We start from the raw sequence: 24,438 nt of genomic DNA, 5'->3' as shown, positions 1-24,438 counted from the left end.
TTGGCTTAGGTTTTATTTGCGGGGCATGGAGGCAAGTATTTGCCGGTTGCCTGACGCCAGTGGTGGCAATCTGATGCCGGCTGCGGCGGATTTCCGTCGCAGCCGCTGAGGCCGCGCGCGGTTACTGCGCGTCGAGCGCCTGGCCGTTGACGCCCTGGCTGTCCGGGCCCATCAGATAGAGGTATACCGGCATGATGCTGGCCGGCTCGGGGCGGGTTGCCGGGTTCTCGCCCGGGTAAGCCTGGGCGCGCATCGAGGTGCGGGTGGCGCCTGGGTTGACGCTGTTGGCGCGGACGTTACTGATGCCGTCGAGTTCGTCGGCCATCACCTGCATCAGGCCTTCGGTGGCGAACTTGGACACCGCGTAGGCGCCCCAGTAGGCGCGGCCCTTGCGGCCGACGCTGCTGGAGGTGAAGACCACCGAGGCATCCGGCGACAGTTTCAGCAGCGGTAGCAGCGTGCTGCTGAGCATGAACATGGCGTTGACGTTGACGTGCATCACGCGCATGAAGTTGTCGCCGGAGAGCTGTTCCAGCGGCGTGCGCGGGCCAAGGATCGAGGCGTTGTGCAGCAGGCCGTCGAGGCGGCCGAACTCGTTCTCGATCAGTACCGCCAGTTCGTCGTACTGATGCGGCAGGGCGGTTTCCAGGTTGAACGGAATCACCACTGGCTGTGGGTGGCCGGCCGCCTCGATTTCGTCGTAGACCTGGCTCAGATTGGCTTCGGTCTTGCCCAGCAGCAGCACGGTCGCGCCGTGGGCCGCGAAGCTCTTGGCGGCGGCGGCGCCGATACCGCGGCCGGCACCGGTGATCAGGATGACGCGATCCTTGAGCAGGTCTGGGCGGGCGGTGTAGTCGAACATGTGGGGATCCTTCGCAGAGCTCTTGGGGGTAGGGCGGGTGAAACCCGCCAAAGGAAGAAATGGCGGGTTTCACCCGCCCAACGTGATCAGCAGCCGCAAAGGGCGCGATCGAGTACGGCGCGTAATTCCTGCGGGTGATCCACGACCACGTCGGCGCCCCAGTTGCGTGGGTTGTCTTCGGGGTGGATATAGCCGTAGGTCACGGCTGCGGTGCGGCAGCCAGCGGCGCGCCCGGATTCGATGTCACGCGCATCGTCGCCGACGAACAGAACGTCCTCGGGGCGCACGCCGATCTGCTGGCAGGCGAGCAGCAGCATGTCCGGCGCCGGTTTGCTCTGCGCCACGTGATCCGGGCAGACCAGCACCGCGCAGCGCTCGGCCAGGCCCAGGCCCGCCATGATCGGCTCGGCGTAGCGCAGCGGCTTGTTGGTGGCCACGCCCCACAGCAGGCGGCCGTGTTCGATGTCGGCGAGCAGGGTTTCGATGCCGTCGAACGGGCGGGTGAGCACGGCGCAGTGTGCCTGGTAGCGTTCCAGGAACTCCTGGCGCAGGGCTTCGAAGGCGGGCGAGTCGGGCTCTTCGTCGAAGGCGCAGGCCACCATGGCGCGCGCACCACCGGAAACCTGATCACGGATGATCTTGTCCGGCAGCGGCGGCAGGTCGCGCGCGCTGCGCATGGCCTGGGTGATGGCGATGAAGTCCGGCGCCGAGTCGAGCAGGGTGCCGTCCATGTCGAAGAGAACCGCTCTCAGGGGCATCAGTCTTTTCTCAGGGTCTGGATCATGTAGTTGACGTCGACATCGGCGGCCAGCTTGTAATGCTTGGTCAGCGGATTGTAGGTCAGGCCGATGATGTCCTTGACCTCGAGACCGGCTGCGCGGCTCCAGGCGCCCAGTTCGGAGGGGCGGATGAACTTCTTGAAGTCGTGGGTGCCGCGCGGCAGCAGGCGCAGGATGTATTCGGCACCGATCACCGCGAACAGGTAGGCCTTGGGGTTGCGGTTGATGGTGGAGAAGAACACCTGGCCACCGGGCTTGACCAGCTTGTGGCAGGCGCGGATCACCGAAGACGGATCGGGGACGTGTTCGAGCATCTCCAGGCAGGTGACCACGTCGAACTGGCCAGGCATCTCGTCGGCCAGCGCTTCGGCGGTGATCTGTCGGTACTCGACCTCGACGCCCGACTCCAGTTGGTGCAGTTGGGCGACCGACAGCGGCGCTTCGCCCATGTCGATGCCGGTGACGGTGGCGCCGCGCTGGGCCATGGCTTCGCTGAGGATGCCGCCGCCGCAGCCAACGTCGAGTACGCGCTTGCCAGCCAGAGCGACACGTTCGTCGATCCAGTTGACGCGCAGCGGGTTGATGTCGTGAAGGGGTTTGAATTCGCTCTCCCGATCCCACCAGCGGTGGGCCAGGGCTTCGAATTTGGCGATTTCGGCGCGGTCGACGTTGCTCATAAGCATCTCTTTCAAAGCGTGGAAAGCCTGGCCCGTCATGTTGCCAGTTTAAGGCGTCAGTTGGGGCGAGCCGGATTCGTTCAATGTATGTCAGTTTGTCGCAGGTGTTTCGAGATTCTGGCTGGGCGGTTTCAATCCTGTCGGCTTGCCTCGCGGCTGCCTTGGGCGATCTGGCGTCCCCAGTGCTTGGCCGTATCGATCAGTTCCTGCTCGTCCATGCGTGTCAGGCGGCCATCATCCAGCAGTTGCTTGCCACCGACCCAGACATGCTTCACGCAGTCGCGGCCGCTGGCGTAGATCAGTTGTGAGACCGGGTCATACACCGGTTGCTGAGCCAGACCGGACAGGTCGAAGGCGACCAGGTCGGCAAGCTTGCCCGTTTCCAGCGAGCCGATCTGGTTCTCCAAGCCGAGGGCGCGGGCGCCATTGAGGGTGGCCATGCGCAAGGCGCTATGGGCATCCAGGGCGGTCGCCGAGCCCGCCACAGCTTTGGCCAGCAGGGCTGCCGTGCGGGTTTCACCGAGCAGGTCGAGGTCGTTGTTGCTGGCGGCGCCGTCGGTGCCGATGGCAACGTTGACGCCGGCCTGCCACAGGCGTTCGACCGGGCAGAAGCCGCTGGCCAGCTTGAGGTTGGATTCCGGGCAGTGGATCACGCTGCAGTTGTGCTCGACCAGCAGAGCGAGGTCGTCGTCATCGATCTGGGTCATGTGCACGGCCTGAAAACGCGGGCCGAGCAGGCCCAGGCGGGCCAGTCGAGCCAGCGGGCGTTCGCCGTGCTCGGCCAGGGCGTCGGCGACTTCCTGCGCTGTCTCGTGCACGTGCATATGAATGCCGGCGTCCAGTTCGTCGGCGAGCATGCGGATTTCTTCGAGCTTGTCGTCGCTGACCGTATAGGGCGCGTGTGGGCCGAAGGCGATACGGATGCGCGGGTGCTGCTTGAGGTCGTCGAACAGTTGCAGGCCCTTGCGCAGCGCCTCGGCGGCATCGCGGGCGCCCGGCACCGGGAAATTCAGCACTGGAATAGTGATCTGCGCCCGTGCGCCGGCGTTGTGTACGCACTCGGTGGCGACCTGCGGGTAGAAGTACATGTCGGAGAAGCAGGTGATGCCGCCCTTGATCTGCTCGGCAATCGCTAGGTTGGTGCCGTCACGTACGAAGGCGTCATCGACCCATTTGCCCTCGGCGGGCCAGATGTGTTCGCGCAGCCAGGTCATCAGCGGCAGGTCGTCGGCGATGCCGCGCAGCAGCGTCATGGCAGCATGGCCGTGAGCATTGACCAGGCCGGGCGCCAGCAGGCAATCCGCCAGTTCGCGGACTTCTCGCGCCTTGTGGCGCAGTGCTTCGGCGCGTGGCGCGATCAGCACGATCTGGCCGTCACGGATGCCCAGGCCGTGGTCGCGCAGCACCACACCTGCCGGCTCCACGGGAACCAGCCAGGTGGGCAGAAGCAGCAGATCGAGTTCGGTGGTGGGCATGGAGTGAGACGTCCGTGGGCGATTAGGGCATGGCAGCGGGCCGCCAGTTTATAGAGGAACGTCCGGTGCTTGAAGCGCGGCCTGGATGCCGGCGCTGCCAGAGTCGCGGTCAGGCTGGGTATACTCGGCGGTTTTCGGTTGCCAAGAGTGAGGTAGGGCATGCGCGAGCAATTGCTGGCGGCAGAGAAGATTCAGGCAATCGATTGGCGTGAGGGCGCGCTTTATCTGCTGGATCAGCGCCTGTTGCCTCATGAGCAGGTGTGGTTGCGGATGGAGTCGGCAGACGCAGTCGCTGCGGCGATTCGCGACATGGTGGTGCGCGGTGCGCCTGCCATTGGTATCGCTGCCGCTTTTGGCGTGGTGTTGGGGGCGCGGCAGCGCCTGGCTGCCGGCGGTGACTGGCGCGCGGCACTGGAAGCGGACTTCGAGCAACTGGCGGCTTCGCGGCCGACGGCGGTCAATCTGTTCTGGGCGCTGCAGCGCATGCGTGAGCGCCTGCAGCGCCTGAAAAGCGACGCTACGGTGTTGGTGCAGTTGGAGGCTGAGGCCGTTGGCATTCATGCCAGTGATCGCGAAGCCAATCTGACCATGGCGCAGTTGGGTATGGAGCTGATTCGCAAGCACCAGGGCAATGAGCAGGTGCTGATGACTCATTGCAATGCCGGGGCGCTGGCGACCGGCGGCTTTGGTACCGCGCTCGGGGTGATCCGTGCGGCGCATCTTGAGGGGTTGGTCGAGCAGGTCTATGTCGACGAGACGCGGCCCTGGCTGCAGGGCGCGCGGCTGACGGCCTGGGAGCTGGCGGCCGACGGCGTGCCGGTCAGTCTCAATGTGGATGCGGCTGCGGCGCACCTGATGAAGGTCAAGGGCATTTCCTGGGTGATAGTCGGTGCCGATCGCATCACTGCCAATGGTGACGTAGCCAACAAGATCGGCACCTACCAGCTCGCCGTCAACGCCATGCACCATGGCGTGCGCTTCATGGTGGTGGCACCCAGCTCGACCATCGACATGGCCCTGGAAAGCGGTGAGGACATTCTGCTCGAGGAGCGTGGTGGCGATGAGCTGCGTGTCGTGGCCGGGCAGCGTGTCGCGGCGGATGTGCCGGTGACCAACCCGGTATTCGACGTGACGCCTGCGGATCTGATCGACTACATCGTCACCGAAAAGGGCGTGGTCGAGCGGCCGGACATGGAAAAGATGGCGCAACTGATGTGTCGCAAGCGTTTGCATTGATTCACAGGGGCGTCAGCGGTTGCGCATTCGGCCATCACCGGGCCTTCCTGCGCTGGCGCACAGCTGGCTGCGGGGTAGGTGTGTAGCACGCTTTGTGGTAATCTCCGGCAGTTTTCACGGGGCCTGCCTGCAGTGGCCTTCGGCGCCTCCTGATGTGGCATAACCCGTTGATTTATCGTGAGTCGTCATGGCCAGTCGCCAGGGCGACGAACTCCGTAGCGTTCAGGAAGAATGGCGCGGAGTTTCACCAGAAAAAGGAACCAGGCTTCTCATGGGCGAACTGGCCAAAGAAATCCTCCCGGTCAATATCGAAGACGAGCTGAAACAGTCCTACCTCGACTACGCAATGAGCGTGATCGTCGGGCGTGCGCTGCCGGATGCGCGCGATGGCTTGAAGCCGGTCCACCGTCGTGTGCTCTACGCCATGAGCGAGCTGGGCAACGACTGGAACAAGCCCTACAAGAAATCCGCCCGTGTGGTCGGTGACGTGATCGGTAAATATCACCCGCACGGCGACACGGCGGTGTACGACACCATCGTACGTATGGCGCAGGACTTCTCCCTGCGCTACCTGCTTGTGGACGGCCAGGGCAACTTCGGTTCGGTGGACGGCGACAACGCTGCAGCCATGCGATACACCGAAGTGCGCATGACCAAGCTGGCCCACGAGCTGCTGGCCGATCTGGAAAAGGAAACCGTCGACTGGGTGCCCAACTACGACGGCACCGAGCAGATCCCGGCGGTCATGCCGACCAAGGTGCCGAACCTGCTGGTCAACGGTTCCAGCGGTATCGCCGTGGGCATGGCCACCAACATCCCGCCGCACAACCTCACCGAAGTGATCGATGGCTGCCTGGCGCTGATGGACAACGCCGAGCTGACCGTCGATGAGCTGATGCAGTACATCCCCGGTCCGGACTTCCCCACCGCGGGCATCATCAATGGTCGTGCCGGCATCATCGAGGCCTATCGCACCGGCCGTGGGCGCATCTATGTACGCGCCCGGGTCGAGGTCGAGGACATTGACAAGGTTGGCGGTCGCCAGCAACTGGTGGTGACCGAGCTGCCGTACCAGCTGAACAAGGCGCGTCTGATCGAGAAGATCGCCGAGCTGGTCAAAGAGAAGAAGATCGAGGGCATCACCGAGCTGCGTGACGAATCCGACAAGGACGGCATGCGCGTGGTGATCGAGCTGCGCCGTGGCGAAGTGCCGGAGGTCGTGCTCAACAACCTCTACGCCCAGACCCAGATGCAGAGCGTGTTCGGCATCAACGTCGTGGCGCTGGTCGACGGTCAGCCGAAGACCATGAACCTCAAGGACATGCTCGAGGTGTTCATCCGTCACCGCCGCGAAGTGGTGACCCGCCGTACCGTCTACGAGCTGCGCAAGGCGCGCGAGCGTGGCCATATCCTCGAAGGCCAGGCGGTTGCGCTGTCCAACATCGACCCGGTGATCGAGCTGATCAAGGCTTCGCCGACCCCGGCCGAGGCCAAGGAGCGTCTGCTCGCCACTGCCTGGGAATCCAGCGCGGTGGAAGCTATGGTCGAGCGCGCCGGTGCCGACTCCTGCCGCCCGGACGGGCTGGATGAGCAATACGGCCTGCGTGACGGCAAGTACTACCTGTCGCCGGAACAGGCTCAGGCCATCCTCGAGCTGCGCCTGCACCGCCTGACCGGTCTGGAGCACGAGAAGCTGCTGGCCGAATACCAGGAAATTCTCACGCTGATCGGCGAGCTGATCCGCATCCTGACCAACCCCGAGCGCCTGATGGAAGTCATCCGCGAGGAGCTGGAGAAGGTCAAGGCCGAGTTCGGCGACAAGCGCCGTACCGAGATCATCGCTTCGCGTCAGGATCTGACCATCGCCGACCTGATCACCGAAGAAGAGCGTGTCGTCACCATTTCCCATGGTGGCTATGCCAAGAGCCAGCCGCTGGCCGCCTATGAGGCGCAGCGTCGCGGCGGCAAGGGCAAGTCCGCCACTGGCGTGAAAGACGAGGACTACGTCGAGCACCTGCTGGTGGCCAACAGCCACGCCACCCTGCTGCTGTTCTCCAGCAAGGGCAAGGTGTACTGGCTGCGTACCTTCGAAATTCCCGAGGCCTCGCGTGCTGCGCGTGGTCGTCCGCTGGTCAACCTGCTGCCGCTGGACGAGGGCGAGCGCATCACCGCGATGCTGCAGATCGACCTCGAAGCGCTGCAGCAGAGCGCTGGCGCCGACGAAGACCTGGATGACGAAGGCGTGGTGATCGAGGGCGAAGCTGTCGAAGTGGTCGAAGCCGAGGAAGTCGAAGAAGTCGAGGGTGAAACCCCCGAGTTGGTCGCCGAGCCGACCGGTGCCTTCATCTTCATGGCCACCGCCTTCGGTACCGTGAAGAAAACCCCGCTGGTGCAGTTCAGCCGTCCGCGCAGCGCCGGTCTGATTGCCCTGAAGCTGGAAGAGGGTGACACCCTGATTGCCGCCGCCATCACTGATGGTGCCAAGGAAGTCATGTTGTTCTCCGACGCCGGCAAGGTGCTGCGCTTCGCCGAGAGCAAGGTGCGCACCATGGGCCGGACCGCGCGCGGTGTGCGTGGCATGCGTCTGGGCAAGGATCAGCAGCTGATCTCCATGCTGATCCCGGAGTCCGGTGCGCAGATCCTCACGGCTTCCGAGCGCGGCTTCGGCAAGCGCACCGGTCTGGGCAAGTTCCCGCGTCGTGGTCGTGGCGGCCAGGGCGTGATCGCCATGGTCACCAGCGAGCGTAACGGCAAACTGGTTGGTGCCATCCAGGTGCAGGACGGCGAGGAAATCATGCTGATTTCCGACCAGGGCACCTTGGTGCGTACCCGTGTCGACGAAGTCTCCAGCTCTGGCCGTAACACCCAGGGCGTGACCCTGATCAAGCTGGCCAAGGACGAGACTCTGGTTGGCCTGGAGCGTGTGCAGGAGCCGACCCCGGTGGAAGAGGACGAACTGGTCGAAGGCGAAGAGGGCGCTGAAGTCGCCGAAAGCGCCGACGCACCGATCGCCGACGTCGAGGAAGGCAGCGAGGAATAAAGTCGGGCTTTGTGGGAGGGGCCGGGCGGCGACAGTCGCCGCTAAAGCCTCTCCCACGGCACGGCAGACAGTTTGGACATGCCATCGCCTGGTGGTGGCGTTCTGTGAATCTGAGAGAGACAGACGTGAGCAAGCGAGCTTTTAACTTCTGCGCCGGCCCGGCCGCGCTGCCGACCGCTGTACTGCAACGTGCCCAGGCCGAGATGCTCGACTGGCAAGGCAAGGGCCTCTCGGTGATGGAGATGAGCCATCGCAGCGATGAGTACGTGGCCATCGCCAGCCAGGCCGAGCAGGATCTGCGCGATCTGCTCGCTGTGCCCAATGACTACAAGGTGCTGTTCCTGCAGGGCGGTGCCAGCCAGCAGTTCGCCGAGATTCCGCTGAACCTGCTGCCGGAAGACGGCGTCGCCGACTATGTCGAGACCGGCATCTGGTCGAAGAAGGCCATCGAAGAAGCGCGTCGCTATGGCACCATCAATGTGGCTGCCAGTGCCAAGGCGCACGACTACTTCGCCATTCCCGGGCAGAACGACTGGCAACTGTCGAAGAACGCCGCTTACGTGCACTACTGCAGCAACGAGACCATCGGCGGTCTGCAGTTCGACTGGGTGCCGCAGACCGGCGATACCCCGCTGGTGGTGGACATGTCCTCGGACATCCTCTCGCGCCCCATCGACGTGTCGCAGTTCGGCCTGATCTACGCCGGCGCGCAGAAGAACATCGGCCCCAGCGGCCTGGTGGTGGTGATCGTTCGCGAAGATCTGCTCGGTCGCGCCCGCAGCGCCTGCCCGACCATGCTCGACTACAAGATCTCCGCCGATAACGGCTCGATGTACAACACCCCGGCGACCTATTCCTGGTACCTCTCCGGCCTGGTCTTCCAGTGGCTGAAGGAGCAGGGCGGCGTCGAGGCGATGGAACGTATCAACCGCGCCAAGAAGGATCTGCTGTACAAGGCCATCGACGACAGCGACTTCTACAGCAACCCCATTGCTCACAATGCGCGCTCCTGGATGAACGTGCCGTTCCGCCTGGCCGACGATAAGCTGGACAAGGCTTTCCTGGCCGGTGCCGACGAGCGCGGCCTGCTCAATCTCAAGGGCCATCGCTCGGTAGGTGGCATGCGTGCTTCCATCTACAACGCCGTTGGCCTGGATGCCGTCGAGGCGCTGGTGGCTTATATGGCCGAGTTCGAGAAGGAGCACGCCTGATATGTCCGAGCAGGAACTGCAAGCGCTGCGCGTACGTATCGACAACCTCGACGAGCGCATTCTCGAGCTGATCAGCGACCGCGCGCGCTGCGCAGAAGAAGTCGCCCGCGTGAAGATGAAGGAGCTGAAGGAAGGCGAGTCGCCGGTCTTCTACCGCCCTGAACGCGAGGCTCAGGTGCTCAAGCGCGTGATGGAGCGCAACCGGGGCCCGCTGGGCAACGAGGAAATGGCGCGGCTGTTCCGTGAAATCATGTCTTCCTGCCTGGCCCTGGAAAATCCGCTCAAGGTGGCCTATCTCGGCCCGGAAGGCACCTTCAGTCAGGCGGCGGCGATGAAGCACTTTGGTCACGCCGTGATCAGCGTGCCGATGGCCGCCATCGACGAAGTGTTCCGTGAGGTGGCGGCCGGCGCGGTGAATTTCGGCGTGGTGCCGGTGGAGAATTCCACCGAAGGCGCGATCAACCACACGCTGGACAGCTTCCTCGAGCACGACATGGTCATCTGTGGTGAGGTGGAGCTGCGTATTCACCACCATCTGCTGGTCGGCGAGACCACTCAGACCGACAAGATCACCCGCATCTACTCCCATGCCCAGTCGCTGGCCCAGTGCCGCAAGTGGCTGGACGCGCACTACCCGAACGTCGAGCGCGTGGCGGTCTCCAGTAACGCCGATGCGGCCAAGCGGGTGAAGAGCGAGTGGAACAGTGCGGCCATCGCCGGTGACATGGCGGCCAATCTGTACGGCCTGACCAAGCTGGCCGAGAAGATCGAGGATCGCCCGGACAACTCCACGCGCTTTCTCATCATCGGCAACCAGGAAGTGCCGCCGACCGGCGACGACAAGACCTCGATCATCGTCTCCATGCGCAACAAGCCGGGGGCATTGCACGAGTTGCTGGTGCCGTTCCACAACAACGGTATCGACCTGACCCGTATCGAAACCCGTCCGTCGCGCAGTGGCAAATGGACTTACGTGTTCTTCATCGATTTCGTCGGCCATCATCGCGATCCGCTGATCAAGGACGTGCTGGAGAAGCTGGCGCAGGAAGCCGTGGCGCTTAAGGTGCTGGGCTCCTATCCCAAGGCGGTGCTTTGAGTGGAGCCTGATCGGCAGATGGCGCCTGGCGAAGGTCGCGTCGATCGCGGCCAGCGTGCCTCGATCAAGTGCCAGGAGCCTTGTGTCATCTGGTTCACCGGGCTCAGTGGCGCTGGCAAGTCGACTCTGGCCGAAGCGCTGGAGCGCAGTCTGCTTGCTGCTGGCCGGCATACCTATCTGCTCGACGGCGATTGCCTGCGCCAGGGGCTCAACCGCGATCTGGGTTTTTCCGAGGCGGCTCGGCAGGAAAACATCCGTCGCGCGGGCGAGGTCGCTGCGCTGATGCTCGATGCCGGCCTGATCGTCATCGCCGCTTTCATTTCTCCGTTTCGTACCGACCGTGATGCCGTACGTGCGCGGGTGCCTGGGCGATTCATCGAAGTGTTCGTCGATACGCCCCTGGCGGTCTGCGAGCAGCGCGACCCCAAGGGGCTTTATCGTCGTGCACGCGCTGGGCTGATTCCTGATTTCACCGGGATCGATTCGCCATTCGAGGCGCCGCAGGCTGCAGAGCTGCGTATCGACACCAGTCAGTGTGCGGTCGAGGCGGCCGTGCTGCAGATTCTCGATTACCTCAGGAGCCACCATGCCTTGTAGAGTGGCGCCTGCATCACCGGTTGCCGCCGGTGCTTTCGTCAACCGAGTTGCTTCAGAGATGAGTCTCCGTTCATGAGTTGCGATTTCCTTGCCCTGGCTCAGCCGGGCGTACAGAAACTGTCCCCTTACGTACCCGGCAAACCGGTCGACGAGCTGGCTCGTGAACTCGGGCTCGATCCTGCCGGTATCGTCAAACTGGCCAGTAACGAGAACCCTCTGGGCCCGGGCGACAAGGCGCTGGCCGCCGTGCGTGCCGAGCTGGATGAGCTGACCCGCTATCCCGATGGCAACGGCTTCGTGCTCAAGGCGGCGCTGGCCGAGCGCTATGGTGTGAATACCGCGCAAGTGACTCTGGGTAACGGTTCCAACGATATCCTCGATCTGGTTGCGCGCGCCTATCTGGCGCCGGGTCTCAACGCGGTGTTCAGCGAATACGCATTCGCCGTCTATCCCATCGCTACCCAGGCTGTCGGGGCTCGCGGCAAGGTCGTGCCGGCCAAGGAATATGGCCATGATCTGCCGGCCATGCTGGCGGCCATCGATGACGACACGCGTGTCGTGTTCATCGCCAACCCCAACAACCCGACCGGTACCTGGTTCGGCCCGGATGCACTGGAGGCCTTCCTCGCCAAGGTTCCGGAGCGCGTGCTGGTGGTGCTCGACGAGGCCTATATCGAATACGCCGAGGGTGACGAGCTGCCCGATGGCATGGACTATCTGGCGCGCTTCCCCAATCTGCTGGTCTCGCGCACCTTCTCCAAGGCCTATGGCCTGGCAGCGTTGCGCGTCGGCTATGCGATCAGCTCGCCGGCCATCGCTGACGTGCTCAACCGTGTCCGCCAGCCCTTCAACGTCAATAGCCTGGCCCTGGCTGCTGCCTGTGCAGCGCTGGGCGATGCCGACTACCTGGCCGAAAGTCGTCGCCTGAACGATGCCGGCATGCAGCAGTTGCAGGATGGCTTGCGTGCGCTGGGGCTGAGCTGGATTGCCTCCAAGGGCAACTTCATTGCCGTGGACTTTGGCCGTGATACCGCTGCGATCAACCAGGCGCTGCTGCGTGAGGGCGTCATCGTTCGTCCGGTAGCGGGCTATGGCATGCCCAACTTCCTGCGTGTGTCGATTGGCTTGCCGCGTGAGAATGCGCGCTTCCTCGAGGCGCTGGCCAAGGTGCTGTCGGCGTGACGGCGACTGTAACGGCAGTGCAATCGAATGCCCCTAAGATCGGCCGCCTGGTGGTGGTCGGCCTGGGTTTGATCGGTGGCTCCTTTGCCAAGGGGCTGCGCGAGCGAGGGCTGTTCGAGGAGGTGGTTGGGGTCGATCTGGATCCACAGTCGCGCCAGCTGGCTGTTGAGCTGGGCGTCGTCGATCGCTGTGAGAGCGATCTGGCGCTTGCCTGTCAGGGTGCCGACGTGATTCAGCTGGCCGTGCCGATTCTGGCGATGGAGAAACTGCTGGCCGAGCTGGCCAAGCTGGAGCTGGGGCAAGCGATTCTCACCGATGTCGGCAGCGCCAAGGGCAATGTCGTGCGGGCGGCGCGCAAGGCCTTCTTCGGGCGGCCTGTGCGCTTCGTGCCGGGGCACCCGATTGCCGGCTCCGAGCAAAGCGGGGTTGAAGCCGCCAATGCCGAGCTGTTCCGCCGCCACAAGGTCATCCTCACTCCTTGCGAGCACAGCGATGAAGCCGCTGTGGCGCGGGTGGAAGGCCTGTGGCGTGAGCTCGGTGCGGATGTCGAGTCGATGGAGGTGGAGCATCATGACCAGGTGCTTGCAGCCACCAGTCACTTGCCGCATCTGCTGGCCTTCACCCTGGTCGACTCGCTGGCCAAACGCAGCGAGAATCTGGAGATATTCCGTTATGCCGCTGGCGGCTTCCGTGATTTCACACGGATCGCCGGCAGCGATCCGGTGATGTGGCACGATATCTTTCTTGCCAACCGCGAGGCCGTGCTGCGCACGCTCGACGTTTTTCGCGATGACCTCGACGCCCTGCGCGACGCGGTCGACGCTGGGGATGGGCACCAACTGCTCGGGGTATTCACCCGAGCACGGGTAGCTCGCGAACATTTCAGCAAAATTCTGGCCCGCAGGGCCTATGTGGACGCTATGCATTCGACCGATCTGATTTTCCTGGCCAATCCCGGTGGTAGCCTGAGCGGGCGTATTCGCGTACCGGGCGACAAGTCCATTTCGCACCGTTCGATCATGCTGGGCTCGCTGGCCAACGGCACCACCGAAGTCGAAGGTTTCCTCGAAGGCGAAGACGCGCTGGCGACCATTCAGGCGTTCCGTGACATGGGCGTGGTCATCGAAGGCCCGCACCATGGCCGCGTGACCGTGCATGGTGTCGGCCTGCATGGCCTCAAGGCGCCGGCTGGCCCGCTGTACATGGGCAATTCGGGCACCTCCATGCGCCTGCTGTCCGGCCTGCTGGCTGCGCAGCCGTTCGATACCACGCTGACCGGCGATGCCTCGCTGTCCAAGCGCCCGATGAATCGCGTGGCCAAGCCGCTGCGTGAAATGGGTGCGGTGATCGAGACTGGCCCTGAAGGTCGTCCGCCGCTGAACATCAAAGGCGGCCAGCGCCTGACTGGCATGAGCTATGAAATGCCCATGGCCAGCGCCCAGGTCAAATCCTGCCTGCTGCTGGCGGGGCTGTACGCTGCTGGCAAAACCTCGGTGACCGAGCCGGCGCCGACCCGCGACCACACCGAGCGCATGCTGCGCGGCTTCGGCTACCCGGTAAACGTCGAAGGCAGCACTGCCAGCGTCGAATCCGGTCATGCGCTCAGCGCCACGCGCATCGAGGTGCCTGCTGACATCTCCTCGGCGGCTTTCTTCCTCGTCGCCGCCAGCATCGCCGAAGGCTCCGAGCTGGTGCTGGAACATGTGGGCATCAACCCGACCCGTACCGGCGTGATCGACATCCTCAAGCTGATGGGGGGCGACATCACCCTGGAAAACCAGCGCGAAGTGGGCGGCGAGCCGGTGGCTGACATTCGCGTGCGTGCCGCCAAGCTCAAGGGCATCGAAATTCCCGAGAATCTGGTGCCGCTGGCCATCGACGAGTTCCCGGTGCTGTTCGTCGCCGCTGCCTGTGCAGAGGGGCGTACCGTGCTGCGTGGCGCCGAGGAGCTGCGAGTCAAGGAGTCCGATCGTATCCAGGTCATGGCCGATGGCCTGCAGACGCTCGGCGTCAAGGCCGAGCCGACTCCGGACGGTATCGTCATCGAAGGCGGTGCGATGGGCGGGGGCGAGGTCTGGGCCCATGGTGATCACCGTATCGCGATGTCCTTCAGTGTCGCCTCGCTGCGTGCCGGCGCGCCGATTCGCATCCACGATTGCGCCAACGTCGCCACCTCCTTCCCCAACTTCCTCGGCCTGGCCGCTCAGGTGGGCATCCGCGTGGCGGAAGAGGGCAAGGCATGAGTGCTCCAGTCATCACCGTCGACGGGCCGAGCGGATCCGGCAAGGGCACCATTTGTGCGTTGCTGGCCAAGCAGCTGGGCTGGAACCTGCTCGACTCCGGTGCCTTGTATCGTCTGCTGGCGTTCGCCGCCGGCAATCACGGCATAGACCTGACCAACGAAGAAGCGCTCAAGCAACTGGCGGCTCATCTGGACGTACAGTTCGTCGACAAGCGCATCATCCTCGAAGGTGAGGAGGTGACCGACGCCATTCGCAATGAGCAGGTGGGAGCGGGCGCGTCGATGGTGGCTTCGCTGCCGGCGGTGCGTGAAGCGCTGCTGCAGCGTCAGCGCGCTTTTCAGGAGATGCCCGGCCTGGTGGCCGATGGCCGTGACATGGGTACGGTGGTGTTCGTCGATGCGCCGCTCAAGGTATTCCTCACCGCCAGCGCCGACGAACGAGCTCGTCGGCGTTACCTGCAGTTGAAGGCCAAGGGCGATGATGTTAATCTCGCGAGTCTTCTCGACGAGATTCGGGCGCGCGACGAGCGCGATACCCAGCGCGCGGTGGCTCCGCTGAAGCCGGCAGTCGACGCAATTGTGCTGGATTCCACCGAGCTTTCCATCGAGCAGGTGCTTGAACGAATTCTGAGCGAGGTCGCTGATCGCGATCTCGCCGGCTAAGGACTTTCGGTTGCTCTAAATCGAAAAGTCCGCAAGGAGGCATGCGGGAGACCAGTCCTTGTCCCGTAGGCCTCTTTTTACATGAACGAACCCACATGGTCTGGAATGTGGTTTGGGCGAATCCCCGCCCTTGATCAACAGGAATCAACATGAGCGAAAGCTTTGCAGAACTTTTTGAAGAAAGCCTGAAATCCCTCGACATGCAGCCGGGCGCCATCATCACCGGCATCGTGGTCGACATCGACGGTGACTGGGTTACCGTCCACGCCGGCCTGAAGTCCGAGGGCGTCATCCCGCTCGACCAGTTCTTCAACGAACAAGGCGAGCTGACCATCAAGGTCGGTGACGAAGTCCACGTCGCGCTGGACGCGGTTGAAGATGGCTTCGGTGAAACCAAGCTGTCCCGCGAGAAAGCCAAGCGCGCTGAATCCTGGCTGGTTCTGGAAGCTGCGTTCAACGCTGAAGAAGTGGTCAAGGGCGTTATCAACGGTAAGGTCAAAGGCGGCTTCACCGTTGACGTCAACGGCATCCGCGCGTTCCTGCCGGGTTCCCTGGTTGACGTCCGTCCGGTGCGTGATACCACTCACCTGGAAGGCAAAGAGCTGGAATTCAAGGTCATCAAGCTCGATCAGAAGCGCAACAACGTTGTCGTTTCCCGTCGCAGCGTCCTGGAAGCCGAGAACAGCGCCGAGCGCGAAGCTCTGCTGGAATCCCTGCAGGAAGGCCAGCAAGTCAAAGGTATCGTCAAGAACCTCACCGACTACGGTGCGTTCGTTGACCTGGGCGGCGTAGACGGCCTGCTGCACATCACCGACATGGCTTGGAAGCGCATCAAGCACCCGTCCGAGATCGTCAATGTTGGCGACGAGATCGACGTCAAGGTTCTGAAGTACGACCGCGAGCGCAACCGCGTTTCCCTGGGTCTGAAGCAGCTGGGCGAAGATCCGTGGGTTGCCATCAAGGCTCGTTACCCGGAAAACACCCGCGTCATGGCGCGCGTCACCAACCTGACCGACTACGGCTGCTTCGCTGAGCTGGAAGAAGGCGTTGAAGGTCTGGTGCACGTTTCCGAAATGGACTGGACCAACAAGAACATCCACCCGTCGAAAGTCGTCAACGTCGGCGACGAAGTGGAAGTCATGGTTCTGGATATCGACGAAGAGCGTCGTCGTATCTCCCTGGGTATCAAGCAGTGCAAGACCAACCCGTGGGAAGACTTCTCCGGTCAGTTCAACAAGGGTGACAAGATCTCCGGCACCATCAAGTCGATTACCGATTTCGGTATCTTCATTGGTCTGGACGGCGGCATCGACGGCCTGGTTCACCTGTCCGACATCTCCTGGAACGAAGCCGGCGAAGAAGCCGTGCGTCGCTTCAAGAAGGGCGACGAGCTGGAAACCGTCATCCTGTCGGTTGACCCGGAGCGCGAGCGCATCTCCCTGGGCATCAAGCAACTGGAAGATGATCCGTTCAGCAACTACGTTTCCCTGAACGACAAGGGCAGCATCGTGCGCGGCACCGTCAAGGAAGTCGACGCCAAAGGCGCCATCATCGACCTGGGCAACGATATCGAAGCGACTCTGAAAGCCTCCGAAATCAGCCGTGACCGCGTTGAAGACGCGCGCAACGTGCTGAAAGAAGGCGACGAAGTAGAAGCCAAGATCATCAGTGTCGACCGCAAGTCCCGCGTTATCAGCCTGTCCATCAAGTCGAAAGACGTCGAGGACGAGAAAGACGCGATGAAGGAACTGCGTAACAAGCAAGACGTTGAAAGCACCGGCCCGACCACCATTGGTGATCTGATCCGTGCTCAGATGGAAAACCAGAACTAAGTTCGGTTAGTTCCTCAAAAAAGGCGACCTTCGGGTCGCCTTTTTTATTTCCGCATCCCCCCAACGACACCGTCCTTGTAGGAGCGGCGCCCCGCCGCGAATGGCAGCCATCCTGCAATACCAAACACAGCCCCAAAAGCTTCGCCCCGAGGCGGTGCTCCTACACGAATGCACCAAGCGAAGTAGTCCTATGTAGGAGCGGCGCCCCGCCGCGAACGGCAGTCATCTCGCAATGCCAGCTTGACCCATGCCGCGATGCTCGTTGTGCTTAAATCCACAGCGCATCCCAGTGCGAATAATCGCCGACCCGCTCCACAAGTCCGGCTCTTAAGGGATTTGCCACCACATAACAGGCTACATTCCGAACATCCTCTTCCCGTCGCAAGGCATGGTCATGAAATCCTTTCTGCCATATCGGCTGGCCCAAGTGTTTGGCGGATATTGATTTAACTCTGCCCACCATTCGGGGCAAGGTTTCATCCTGTAATGGCAGCAGCCAATGCAAGTGATCTGGCATTACGACAAAGCACAGGGTTTGCTAGGAGCCTAGCAATTCATCTTTGCGGATGACTTGTATGAGCTAACGCGCCGCTGAGAAATCAGCAAAGACCGGTATGCGGTTCTTGGTTACGGCAGTGACAAGATAGATTTGCCCGCTGCATGACCAGCGCCCTTTTCGAAGCCTGTCTGAGGCATAGCGCTTCTCTGTCATCGGATTCCCTTCCGCAAGAGCGTGTCAGCCCAGCATAGACGAGTCTGGGCCTGGCAAAAGCTTCGCCCCGAGGCGGAGCTCCTACACGAATGCACCAAGCGAAGCAGTCCTATGTAGGAGCGGCGCCCCGCCGCGAATGGCAGCCATCCTGCAATACCAAACACAGTCCCAAGAGCTTCGCCCCGAGGCGGGGCTCCTACACGAATGCATCAAGCGAAGTAGTCCTATGTAGTAGTGGCGCCCCGCCGCGAATAGCGGTCATCCCGCAACCCCGGGCTCGAGTCCTGAAAAGCCTTGTCTCAGGGTTAGCCTCCCATTCAAAGCTCCCGTCGTCACAACTAACCCCAAAACTCGCTAACACCTTGTTTTTTAGGCTGTTCAAAACCTGATCAGCGTGCTACAACCAATTCGTCGAGTCTTCTAGCCGCTTGAAAAAGAAGGGAAAACCATGACCAAGTCGGAGTTGATCGAAAGAATCGTCACTCACCAGGGTCAGCTCTCCTCCAAGGATGTCGAGCTGGCCATCAAGACCATGCTGGAGCAAATGTCCCAGGCATTAGCCACGGGGGATCGTATCGAGATTCGCGGCTTCGGCAGCTTCTCGCTGCACTACCGCGCCCCTCGCGTAGGGCGTAACCCGAAGACTGGCCAGTCGGTACGCCTGGATGGCAAGTTCGTGCCGCACTTCAAGCCGGGTAAGGAGCTGCGTGACCGCGTTAATGAAGACGAGTAATCGCTCGGTATTATTGGCGTCACCCAACTGACGGACTTGCCTGACAAACCCTATGGCATGCAAAATGTGCGGCCTCTCTGATTTCTTGCATCGCCACTATTGGTGAGCCCGATGTGCGGATAAAGGCGATATCCATTCTCAGGGCTGAGCCCCTTCAGTTTTTAGTGCAAAGGGACTAGCTCGTGTCATACCCCGATATTCTTCATCATGGCGCCATATCGGGCGTGACAGGCTCATGCCATCAACTGCTGGTGGCGCCGGAGCTGAGCTTTCTCATCGACTGCGGCCTCTTTCAGGGGGGCGAGACCTCCGCGGAGGGGCGTGTCGGAGCAGGGCGTCTGGCCATCGACTTTCCCCTGGCGGGCATCAAGGCCCTGATCGCCACTCATGTGCATATCGATCATGTGGGGCGTATTCCCTATCTGCTCGCAGCGGGCTTCCAGGGGCCGATCCTCTGTAGCGAGCCTTCGGCAAAACTGTTGCCCATCGTCCTTGAAGATGCCTTCAAGCTGGGCGTAAGTCGGGATCAGAAACAGGTCGAGCGCTACCTCAAGCTGGTCGAGCAGCGCATCGTCGCGTTGCCATACAAAACCTGGTTTACCCTGGTCGAGGCACCCCATGTGCAGGTCAGGGTTCGCTTGCAGCGTGCCGGCCATATTCTGGGCTCGGCCTATGTCGAGTTCGACGTGAAATACCCGGCAGGCGAGAACAAGCGCATTGTCTTCTCCGGTGATCTAGGGGCGCCCCATGCGCCGATTCTCCCTGCGCCGCGCTCGCCTTACAAAGCTGACGTTCTGGTCATCGAGAGCACCTACGGTGATCGACTGCATGAAGACCGTCATACTCGGAGGCAGCGCCTCGAACAGGTTTTACAGCATGCCCTGAGTAACCAGGGCACCGTATTGATACCTGCCTTCAGCATCGGGCGTACCCAGGAGCTGCTCTACGAGCTGGAGGACATCATCCATCGCCGAGTAGCGGCAGCCCTTAAACCAACTCGCGCCGGCAAGGTTAAGAATGCGGCGCTTGACTGGTCGAACCTGCCGATCATCCTGGATTCACCGCTTGCCAGTCGCTTTACCCTGGTTTACCGCGAGCTGGATCGATTCTGGGATGCAGAGGCCCAGTCGCGCCTGAAAAAAGGGCGTAACCCCCTGAGCTTCCGCAATCTGCTCACGGTCGACTCGCACAAGGCGCATCTGGCCATAGTCAACCGCCTCGCTCAGACCGCTCAGCCGGCAATCGTTATTGCGGGTAACGGTATGTGTTCCAGTGGGCGTATCGTCAACTACCTCAAGGCGATGCTCGCCGATCCACGGCACGACATTCTGTTTGTCGGTTACCAGGCCGAAGGTACGCCCGGGCGTCAGATTCAGCGCTTCGGCCCGTGTGGCGGCTACGTGGAGCTGGATGGCCAGCGTTATGACATTCGGGCTCAGGTGCACAGTATGAGCGGCTATTCAGCTCACGCAGACCAGGCAGGACTGATCCGCTTCATTACGCGCATGCGCCACTGGCCGTCAGAGGTGCGGGTTGTGCATGGTGATGGGCAGGCTAAACAAACGCTCGCTCAATCCCTAAATGCACTCCGCAACAAAGAGGGGCATGCGCTCAAGGTGAATATACCGTTATGAAAAGTGCGCTCATTGAAAATGTAGAATGTTTAGGAAAAATTAGATGAAAACCCTCTGTGTTTTTGGTACACGTCCAGAGGCGATCAAGATGGCTCCTTTGCACATAGCGCTCCGTACCGATGAGCGTTTTGAGGCAAAGCTTTGTGTCACTGGCCAACACCGCGAAATGCTTGATCAGGTACTAAGTCTTTTTCAGATAGACCCAGATTATGACTTGAACATCATGAAGCCTGGGCAGGATCTGACCGATGTCACTACGGCTATTCTGCAAGGTATGAAGAAAATTCTTTGCGATTACAAGCCTGATGTGATTCTGGTTCATGGTGATACAGCGACGACGTTTGCCACGACACTCGCGGCATATTATCAACAAATTCCTGTTGCTCATGTAGAAGCCGGACTGCGAACAGGCGACATTTACTCCCCTTGGCCTGAAGAAGCAAATCGCAAGCTGACAGGCGCATTGGCCAACTTGCATTTTGCTCCCACCGAGACTTCGCGCGATAACTTACTGCGTGAAGGTGTAGAGAGTTCAAAAATTTTGGTCACGGGCAATACCGTCATCGATGCACTGCTGGATGTTGTGGAGCGCCTTAAAGAAGATCCCTCGCTAAGGGCCAAAGCATCCGAGCCAGCAGCGTTTCTTGATGCCGAGAGGCCGCTTATTCTCGTTACGGGGCATCGACGAGAGAGTTTCGGTGAAGGCTTCGAGCGTATTTGTAAGGCGCTACGCGAAATAGCGCAGATGCACCCTGAGGTAGATATTGTCTATCCCGTGCATTTGAATCCTAATGTGCGCGAGCCTGTGCGGCGACTTTTGTCGAATGTTAAAAATATTTATTTGATAGAGCCATTGGATTATCTGCCTTTTGTCTATCTGATGAACAAGGCTCACATTATTTTGACTGACTCTGGCGGTATACAGGAAGAGGCACCTTCACTAGGCAAGCCCGTTTTGGTCATGCGTGATACTACGGAGCGGCCTGAGGCCGTTGCGGCTGGCACGGTGCGCTTGGTTGGTACGGACGTCAACGTGATTGTCCGTGAGTTGCATAGCCTATTGGTCGATAGCGAGATGTATCGATCCATGAGCGTCGCACACAATCCTTATGGCGATGGTCGGGCATGTAAGAGAATCATTGAAGGTCTATTGTCTTCAATCCCTTGACTTATCTAGCCACCGCGTATGCAGTTCAGCAACTTGGAATTACACGATGAACTTTGAAACTATTTCTGTAATCGGTTTGGGCTACATTGGCCTACCTACTGCTGCAGTATTTGCATCCCGTAAGCGCAAAGTTATTGGCGTAGACGTAAACCGCCAGGCAATCGATACCATCAACCGTGGCGATATCCATATCGTTGAGCCCGAGCTCGATATGATCGTGCATGCCGCTGTTACGGAGGGCTACCTTCGTGCTACAGCGATAGCCGAACCGGCAGATGCTTTTTTGATTGCCGTGCCGACACCGTTCAAGAATGATCATGAGCCCGACCTGAGCTATATCGAGTCAGCCTCCAAGACCATTGCGCCCGTGCTCAAAAAGGGCGATCTGGTCATTCTCGAGTCGACCTCTCCGGTGGGGGCGACCGAACAGATGGTCGGCTGGTTGGCAGAGGCTCGCCCAGATTTGAGCTTTCCCATCACCCATGGCGAAAGTTCAGACATCCGGATAGCTTACTGCCCTGAGCGTGTTCTGCCAGGTCACGTATTGCGTGAACTGGTACAAAACGACCGTGTGATCGGTGGCATGACGCCCAAATGTTCTGCCGCAGCAGTAAGTCTGTACAAAATTTTCGTCGAAGGTGAATGCGTCGTCACCAATTCGCGCACTGCTGAAATGTGCAAGTTGACCGAGAATAGTTTTCGCGATGTCAATATTGCCTTTGCCAACGAGCTTTCAATCATTTGTGACAAGCTGGATATAAACGTCTGGGAGTTGATAAGTCTTGCCAATCGACACCCGCGCGTCAATATTCTTCAGCCTGGCCCAGGGGTGGGAGGGCACTGTATTGCGGTTGACCCCTGGTTTATTGTCAGCAAAACGCCGGAACAGGCGAAATTGATACGTACAGCGCGCGAGGTAAATGACAGTAAGCCTGAATGGGTTGTCGAAAAAATAAAATTGGCTGTGGCGGATTATTTGTTGGCGAATCCGGACAAAACAGCTCGGCAAGTAACGATAGGTTGTTTTGGGCTTGCGTTTAAGCCGGATATTGATGATCTTCGTGAGAGTCCGGCCTTAGCCATTGCAGAAAAAATCGCTGCTTCACACCTGGGGCGCATTTTAGTAGTGGAGCCAAATATTGAAATTTTGCCAGAGGCATTGGGTAAAAAGTTCGAACTGAAGTCAGTTGAAGCTGTATGGGGTGAGGCAGATGTCTTGGTTTTGTTGGTTGATCATAAGTCATTCAAGAGTGTTTCAGTCACGACTTTGAACAATAAATTCTTCGTTGATACTCGTGGGCTCTGGTGAGGTTGAGAGTTGATTGGAAAGTATTTATTTTTGTGGCTGATTTGTTAAGTTCATGGGTGCGGTGTTATATGATGGTCACTTTTGTAGTGTCTATTGGTTTTTAGTTTCTGGCTGATTTTAGTTTGCCTCTTGTACTTGTTGCTTGAGGTTGGTTCTGAATAATTTTATTAAGTTTACTTATCTAAGGTTTGACCTGGGGCGGCAGCGGTTTTGGTTTTTTTGGGGGGTCGGATGCAAAAATATATCATGGTATTTTCACTAGCTTTAATGCTTTTTTTTGGTGTATTTGGCTATCCAGTATTGGCTCGTCAGTATGATGAATCAGAGTTTGCTTTTATAACGGTTTTGCTATTTCTTAATGGTTTTTTTGGGGCTTTCGATTTTGTAAGGCCTGTCATGGTTCGCCATTTGGCTGTTTGTCAGGGGCGTATTAATGTATATTCATATTTGATTTTTTCTGTTAAATTTTCATCTATTTTGTTGTTTTCTTTTTTTGGTCTTTTTGTTGTTTTCCTTTCTTCCTACTTAAGTTATCTGGATGCTATTTATATCTCTTTTTCTGTTTTTTTGTTTTTGCTCTATTCGGTTTATTGGGCTGCGTTTGAGATAAAAGGATTTGTTGGTTGGGCGTCCTTGCTTAGGAGTTTTGGGTTTTGTTTTTTTGTTTTATCTTTGATTGTTTTTCGTTATTTGAATATTTTTGTGAGTTCGGCTTTTCTTTTTATGTTTTCGCACGTTCTTGTGGGTGTTCTTTTTTTTATTTTTAGTAGGAATTTGGTTGTTCTGTCAAAGCCAAAGGCGGGGGGGGTGGCCGCGCAACATTTGCTGATGACTGTGCCGCAAAATATTTCAAGATTAATTATTGATTTTTCTGATAGGCTCTTTATTTCTTTTCAGGGTGGGGGAGCATTCGTTGCGGCTTACAACGCTATTTATGACGTCGCAGCTAAATCAAATATATTTAGTCAATTTTTTGTTTCTTACAAGTATTCAGAGCTTTGTCGAGGAAATGGACTGCAAGGGTTTGTTAATTTTGGCTTGGTGATTTCTATTATAAGTGCTTTGTTGGCTATTTTGCTGATTCCTGTCTCTGAGATCATTGTTCGTCTTTATCTTGGTGCGCAATATTTAGAGTTTTACAGATTTGTGCCTGTAATGTTTTTTCTTTCATCGCTTTATTCTTTGGCTTTTTTTTCGCAGGGTGCGCTTCGGTCGAGAGGCTTGTTTGATGTACTGGCGCTCCATTTTTCTGTCTGTGCGTTAATAGGTGTGGTCTCTATGGCTATTTTTTACTATTGCTTTGGGTTGCACGGGCTTTTGTTGTCTTTGTTTTTTCTGAAGTCTCCAGGGTTGCTCGGATATTTTTATTTAGGTTTAAAATTTGACTTGGGGGTGTTTTTTAGGTTTTGTTTGTGTTTCTATTTCTTTCTCTTGATTTCTTTTTTGATCTTCTTAGTTTTTTGGTAGAGGTGTTTTGTGAAGTATTTCTTGGTTGTTTTTCTTGAGTTTTTTTCGGGGTTGGTCTTTAGTCTTCCTAGGTTTAGGTTTTTGAATATTTTAAAGAGTAGTTATTTGAGGTTGCTGGGTGCGAAAGTTGGTTGCAGGGTTGTCTATTATTCTGGTGTGTGGATTTTTACTGGTCGTAATTTTATAGTTGGTGATGATGTTGATTTCGCGAAGGATGTACTGGTTACGACCGAAGGTGGTGTCAGTATTGGTGATCGTGTATTGATTGGTTATAGAAGTCAGATTCTTTCTTCTAATCACAATGTGCCTGCATTGCCTGGCAGAATATTTGATGCTGGACATAAAAAATCTCCTGTTTGTATTGAAAACGATGTTTGGATAGGTGCGAATTGCATAATTCTACCCGGTGTTACTATCGGCGAGGGTGCTGTGGTGGCTGCCGGAAGTGTGGTGTCACGGAATGTACCTTCGTTCACCTACGTTGCTGGTGTGCCTGCAAGAGTAATTAAGGATAGAGTTTAAA

The 24,438-nt window shown here is 58.9% G+C and carries 19 protein-coding genes and 1 pseudogene; 15 read left to right on the top strand and 5 right to left on the bottom strand.

All coding sequences use genetic code 11. The features are described 5' to 3' along the window. Positions 1–121: 121 nt before the first annotated feature. From VC352_RS23825 to VC352_RS23810, 4 genes are all read right to left on the bottom strand, one after another. Positions 122–862: a YciK family oxidoreductase gene (locus VC352_RS23825; protein WP_322981978.1), complete on the bottom strand. Its 741-nt coding sequence runs from the start codon at positions 860–862 to the stop codon at positions 122–124. Positions 863–948: 86 nt separating this feature from the next. Next, on the bottom strand, positions 949–1,620 hold the full coding sequence (gene mupP, locus VC352_RS23820; RefSeq protein WP_322981977.1) for an N-acetylmuramic acid 6-phosphate phosphatase MupP: 672 nt from the start codon (positions 1,618–1,620) through the stop codon (positions 949–951). Beyond that, a complete protein-coding gene (ubiG, locus tag VC352_RS23815) occupies positions 1,620–2,318 on the bottom strand; it encodes a bifunctional 2-polyprenyl-6-hydroxyphenol methylase/3-demethylubiquinol 3-O-methyltransferase UbiG (RefSeq protein ID WP_322981976.1) in 699 nt (232 codons plus the stop codon). The genes mupP and ubiG overlap by 1 nt, the downstream gene beginning before the upstream one ends. A gap of 131 nt (positions 2,319–2,449) precedes the next feature. Continuing rightward, the gene (locus tag VC352_RS23810) at positions 2,450–3,793 is read right to left on the bottom strand and encodes a TRZ/ATZ family hydrolase (RefSeq protein ID WP_322981975.1); all 1,344 of its coding nucleotides are present in this window, start codon (positions 3,791–3,793) and stop codon (positions 2,450–2,452) included. A 159-nt stretch (positions 3,794–3,952) separates the two neighbouring features. On the opposite strand from VC352_RS23810, the gene mtnA reads away from it, so the two are divergent. The 9 genes from mtnA (at position 3,953) to rpsA (ending at position 16,892) form a co-directional block, all read left to right on the top strand. Beyond that, entirely contained in the window at positions 3,953–5,029 is a 1,077-nt protein-coding gene (mtnA, locus tag VC352_RS23805; protein ID WP_322981974.1) for an S-methyl-5-thioribose-1-phosphate isomerase, read from the top strand. A 271-nt stretch (positions 5,030–5,300) separates the two neighbouring features. Further along, the gene (gyrA, locus tag VC352_RS23800; RefSeq protein ID WP_322981973.1) at positions 5,301–8,069 is read left to right on the top strand and encodes a DNA gyrase subunit A; all 2,769 of its coding nucleotides are present in this window, start codon (positions 5,301–5,303) and stop codon (positions 8,067–8,069) included. Between the two features lie 125 nt (positions 8,070–8,194). After that, positions 8,195–9,280: a 3-phosphoserine/phosphohydroxythreonine transaminase gene (gene serC / locus VC352_RS23795; protein WP_322981972.1), complete on the top strand. Its 1,086-nt coding sequence runs from the start codon at positions 8,195–8,197 to the stop codon at positions 9,278–9,280. 1 nt (position 9,281) lies between these two features. Continuing rightward, positions 9,282–10,376: a prephenate dehydratase gene (gene pheA / locus VC352_RS23790; RefSeq protein ID WP_322981971.1), complete on the top strand. Its 1,095-nt coding sequence runs from the start codon at positions 9,282–9,284 to the stop codon at positions 10,374–10,376. 18 nt (positions 10,377–10,394) lie between these two features. Then, entirely contained in the window at positions 10,395–10,973 is a 579-nt protein-coding gene (gene cysC / locus VC352_RS23785; RefSeq protein ID WP_322981970.1) for an adenylyl-sulfate kinase, read from the top strand. A 72-nt stretch (positions 10,974–11,045) separates the two neighbouring features. Then, positions 11,046–12,155 carry a histidinol-phosphate transaminase gene (gene hisC / locus VC352_RS23780; RefSeq protein WP_322981969.1) on the top strand — a complete coding sequence of 370 codons (1,110 nt, stop codon included), beginning with the start codon at positions 11,046–11,048 and terminating at the stop codon, positions 12,153–12,155. Then, a complete protein-coding gene (locus VC352_RS23775; RefSeq protein ID WP_322981968.1) occupies positions 12,152–14,398 on the top strand; it encodes a bifunctional prephenate dehydrogenase/3-phosphoshikimate 1-carboxyvinyltransferase in 2,247 nt (748 codons plus the stop codon). Before hisC ends, VC352_RS23775 begins: the two co-directional genes overlap by 4 nt. Then, positions 14,395–15,060, top strand: coding sequence for a (d)CMP kinase (gene cmk, locus VC352_RS23770; protein WP_322981967.1), 666 nt, complete (start codon positions 14,395–14,397; stop codon positions 15,058–15,060). The genes VC352_RS23775 and cmk overlap by 4 nt, the downstream gene beginning before the upstream one ends. A gap of 149 nt (positions 15,061–15,209) precedes the next feature. After that, on the top strand, positions 15,210–16,892 hold the full coding sequence (gene rpsA / locus VC352_RS23765; RefSeq protein WP_322981966.1) for a 30S ribosomal protein S1: 1,683 nt from the start codon (positions 15,210–15,212) through the stop codon (positions 16,890–16,892). A gap of 268 nt (positions 16,893–17,160) precedes the next feature. Here rpsA and VC352_RS23760 read toward each other — a convergent pair. Continuing rightward, positions 17,161–17,604: pseudogene (locus VC352_RS23760) on the bottom strand (REP-associated tyrosine transposase). Between the two features lie 448 nt (positions 17,605–18,052). Here VC352_RS23760 and ihfB point away from each other — a divergent pair. The 6 genes from ihfB (at position 18,053) to VC352_RS23730 (ending at position 24,437) form a co-directional block, all read left to right on the top strand. After that, the gene (gene ihfB, locus VC352_RS23755; protein ID WP_003243558.1) at positions 18,053–18,337 is read left to right on the top strand and encodes an integration host factor subunit beta; all 285 of its coding nucleotides are present in this window, start codon (positions 18,053–18,055) and stop codon (positions 18,335–18,337) included. Positions 18,338–18,519: 182 nt separating this feature from the next. Further along, on the top strand, positions 18,520–19,971 hold the full coding sequence (locus tag VC352_RS23750) for an MBL fold metallo-hydrolase (protein ID WP_322981965.1): 1,452 nt from the start codon (positions 18,520–18,522) through the stop codon (positions 19,969–19,971). 43 nt (positions 19,972–20,014) lie between these two features. Then, positions 20,015–21,139, top strand: a complete 1,125-nt coding sequence (wecB, locus tag VC352_RS23745; protein WP_322981964.1) for a non-hydrolyzing UDP-N-acetylglucosamine 2-epimerase — start codon at positions 20,015–20,017, stop codon at positions 21,137–21,139. Between the two features lie 46 nt (positions 21,140–21,185). Beyond that, complete coding sequence (gene wecC / locus VC352_RS23740; RefSeq protein ID WP_322981963.1) at positions 21,186–22,448, top strand: UDP-N-acetyl-D-mannosamine dehydrogenase; 1,263 nt, start codon at positions 21,186–21,188, stop codon at positions 22,446–22,448. Between the two features lie 231 nt (positions 22,449–22,679). Beyond that, the gene (locus VC352_RS23735; protein WP_322981962.1) at positions 22,680–23,915 is read left to right on the top strand and encodes a hypothetical protein; all 1,236 of its coding nucleotides are present in this window, start codon (positions 22,680–22,682) and stop codon (positions 23,913–23,915) included. 9 nt (positions 23,916–23,924) lie between these two features. After that, a complete protein-coding gene (locus VC352_RS23730; protein WP_322981961.1) occupies positions 23,925–24,437 on the top strand; it encodes an acyltransferase in 513 nt (170 codons plus the stop codon). Position 24,438 lies beyond the last annotated feature (1 nt).

The sequence above is a fragment of the Pseudomonas sp. C11 genome (genome assembly GCF_034683865.1).
GTDB lineage: Bacteria > Pseudomonadota > Gammaproteobacteria > Pseudomonadales > Pseudomonadaceae > Aquipseudomonas.
The sequence above is the reverse complement of the archived record's forward strand: the minus strand, read 5'-3'. Positions and strand labels throughout refer to the sequence as shown.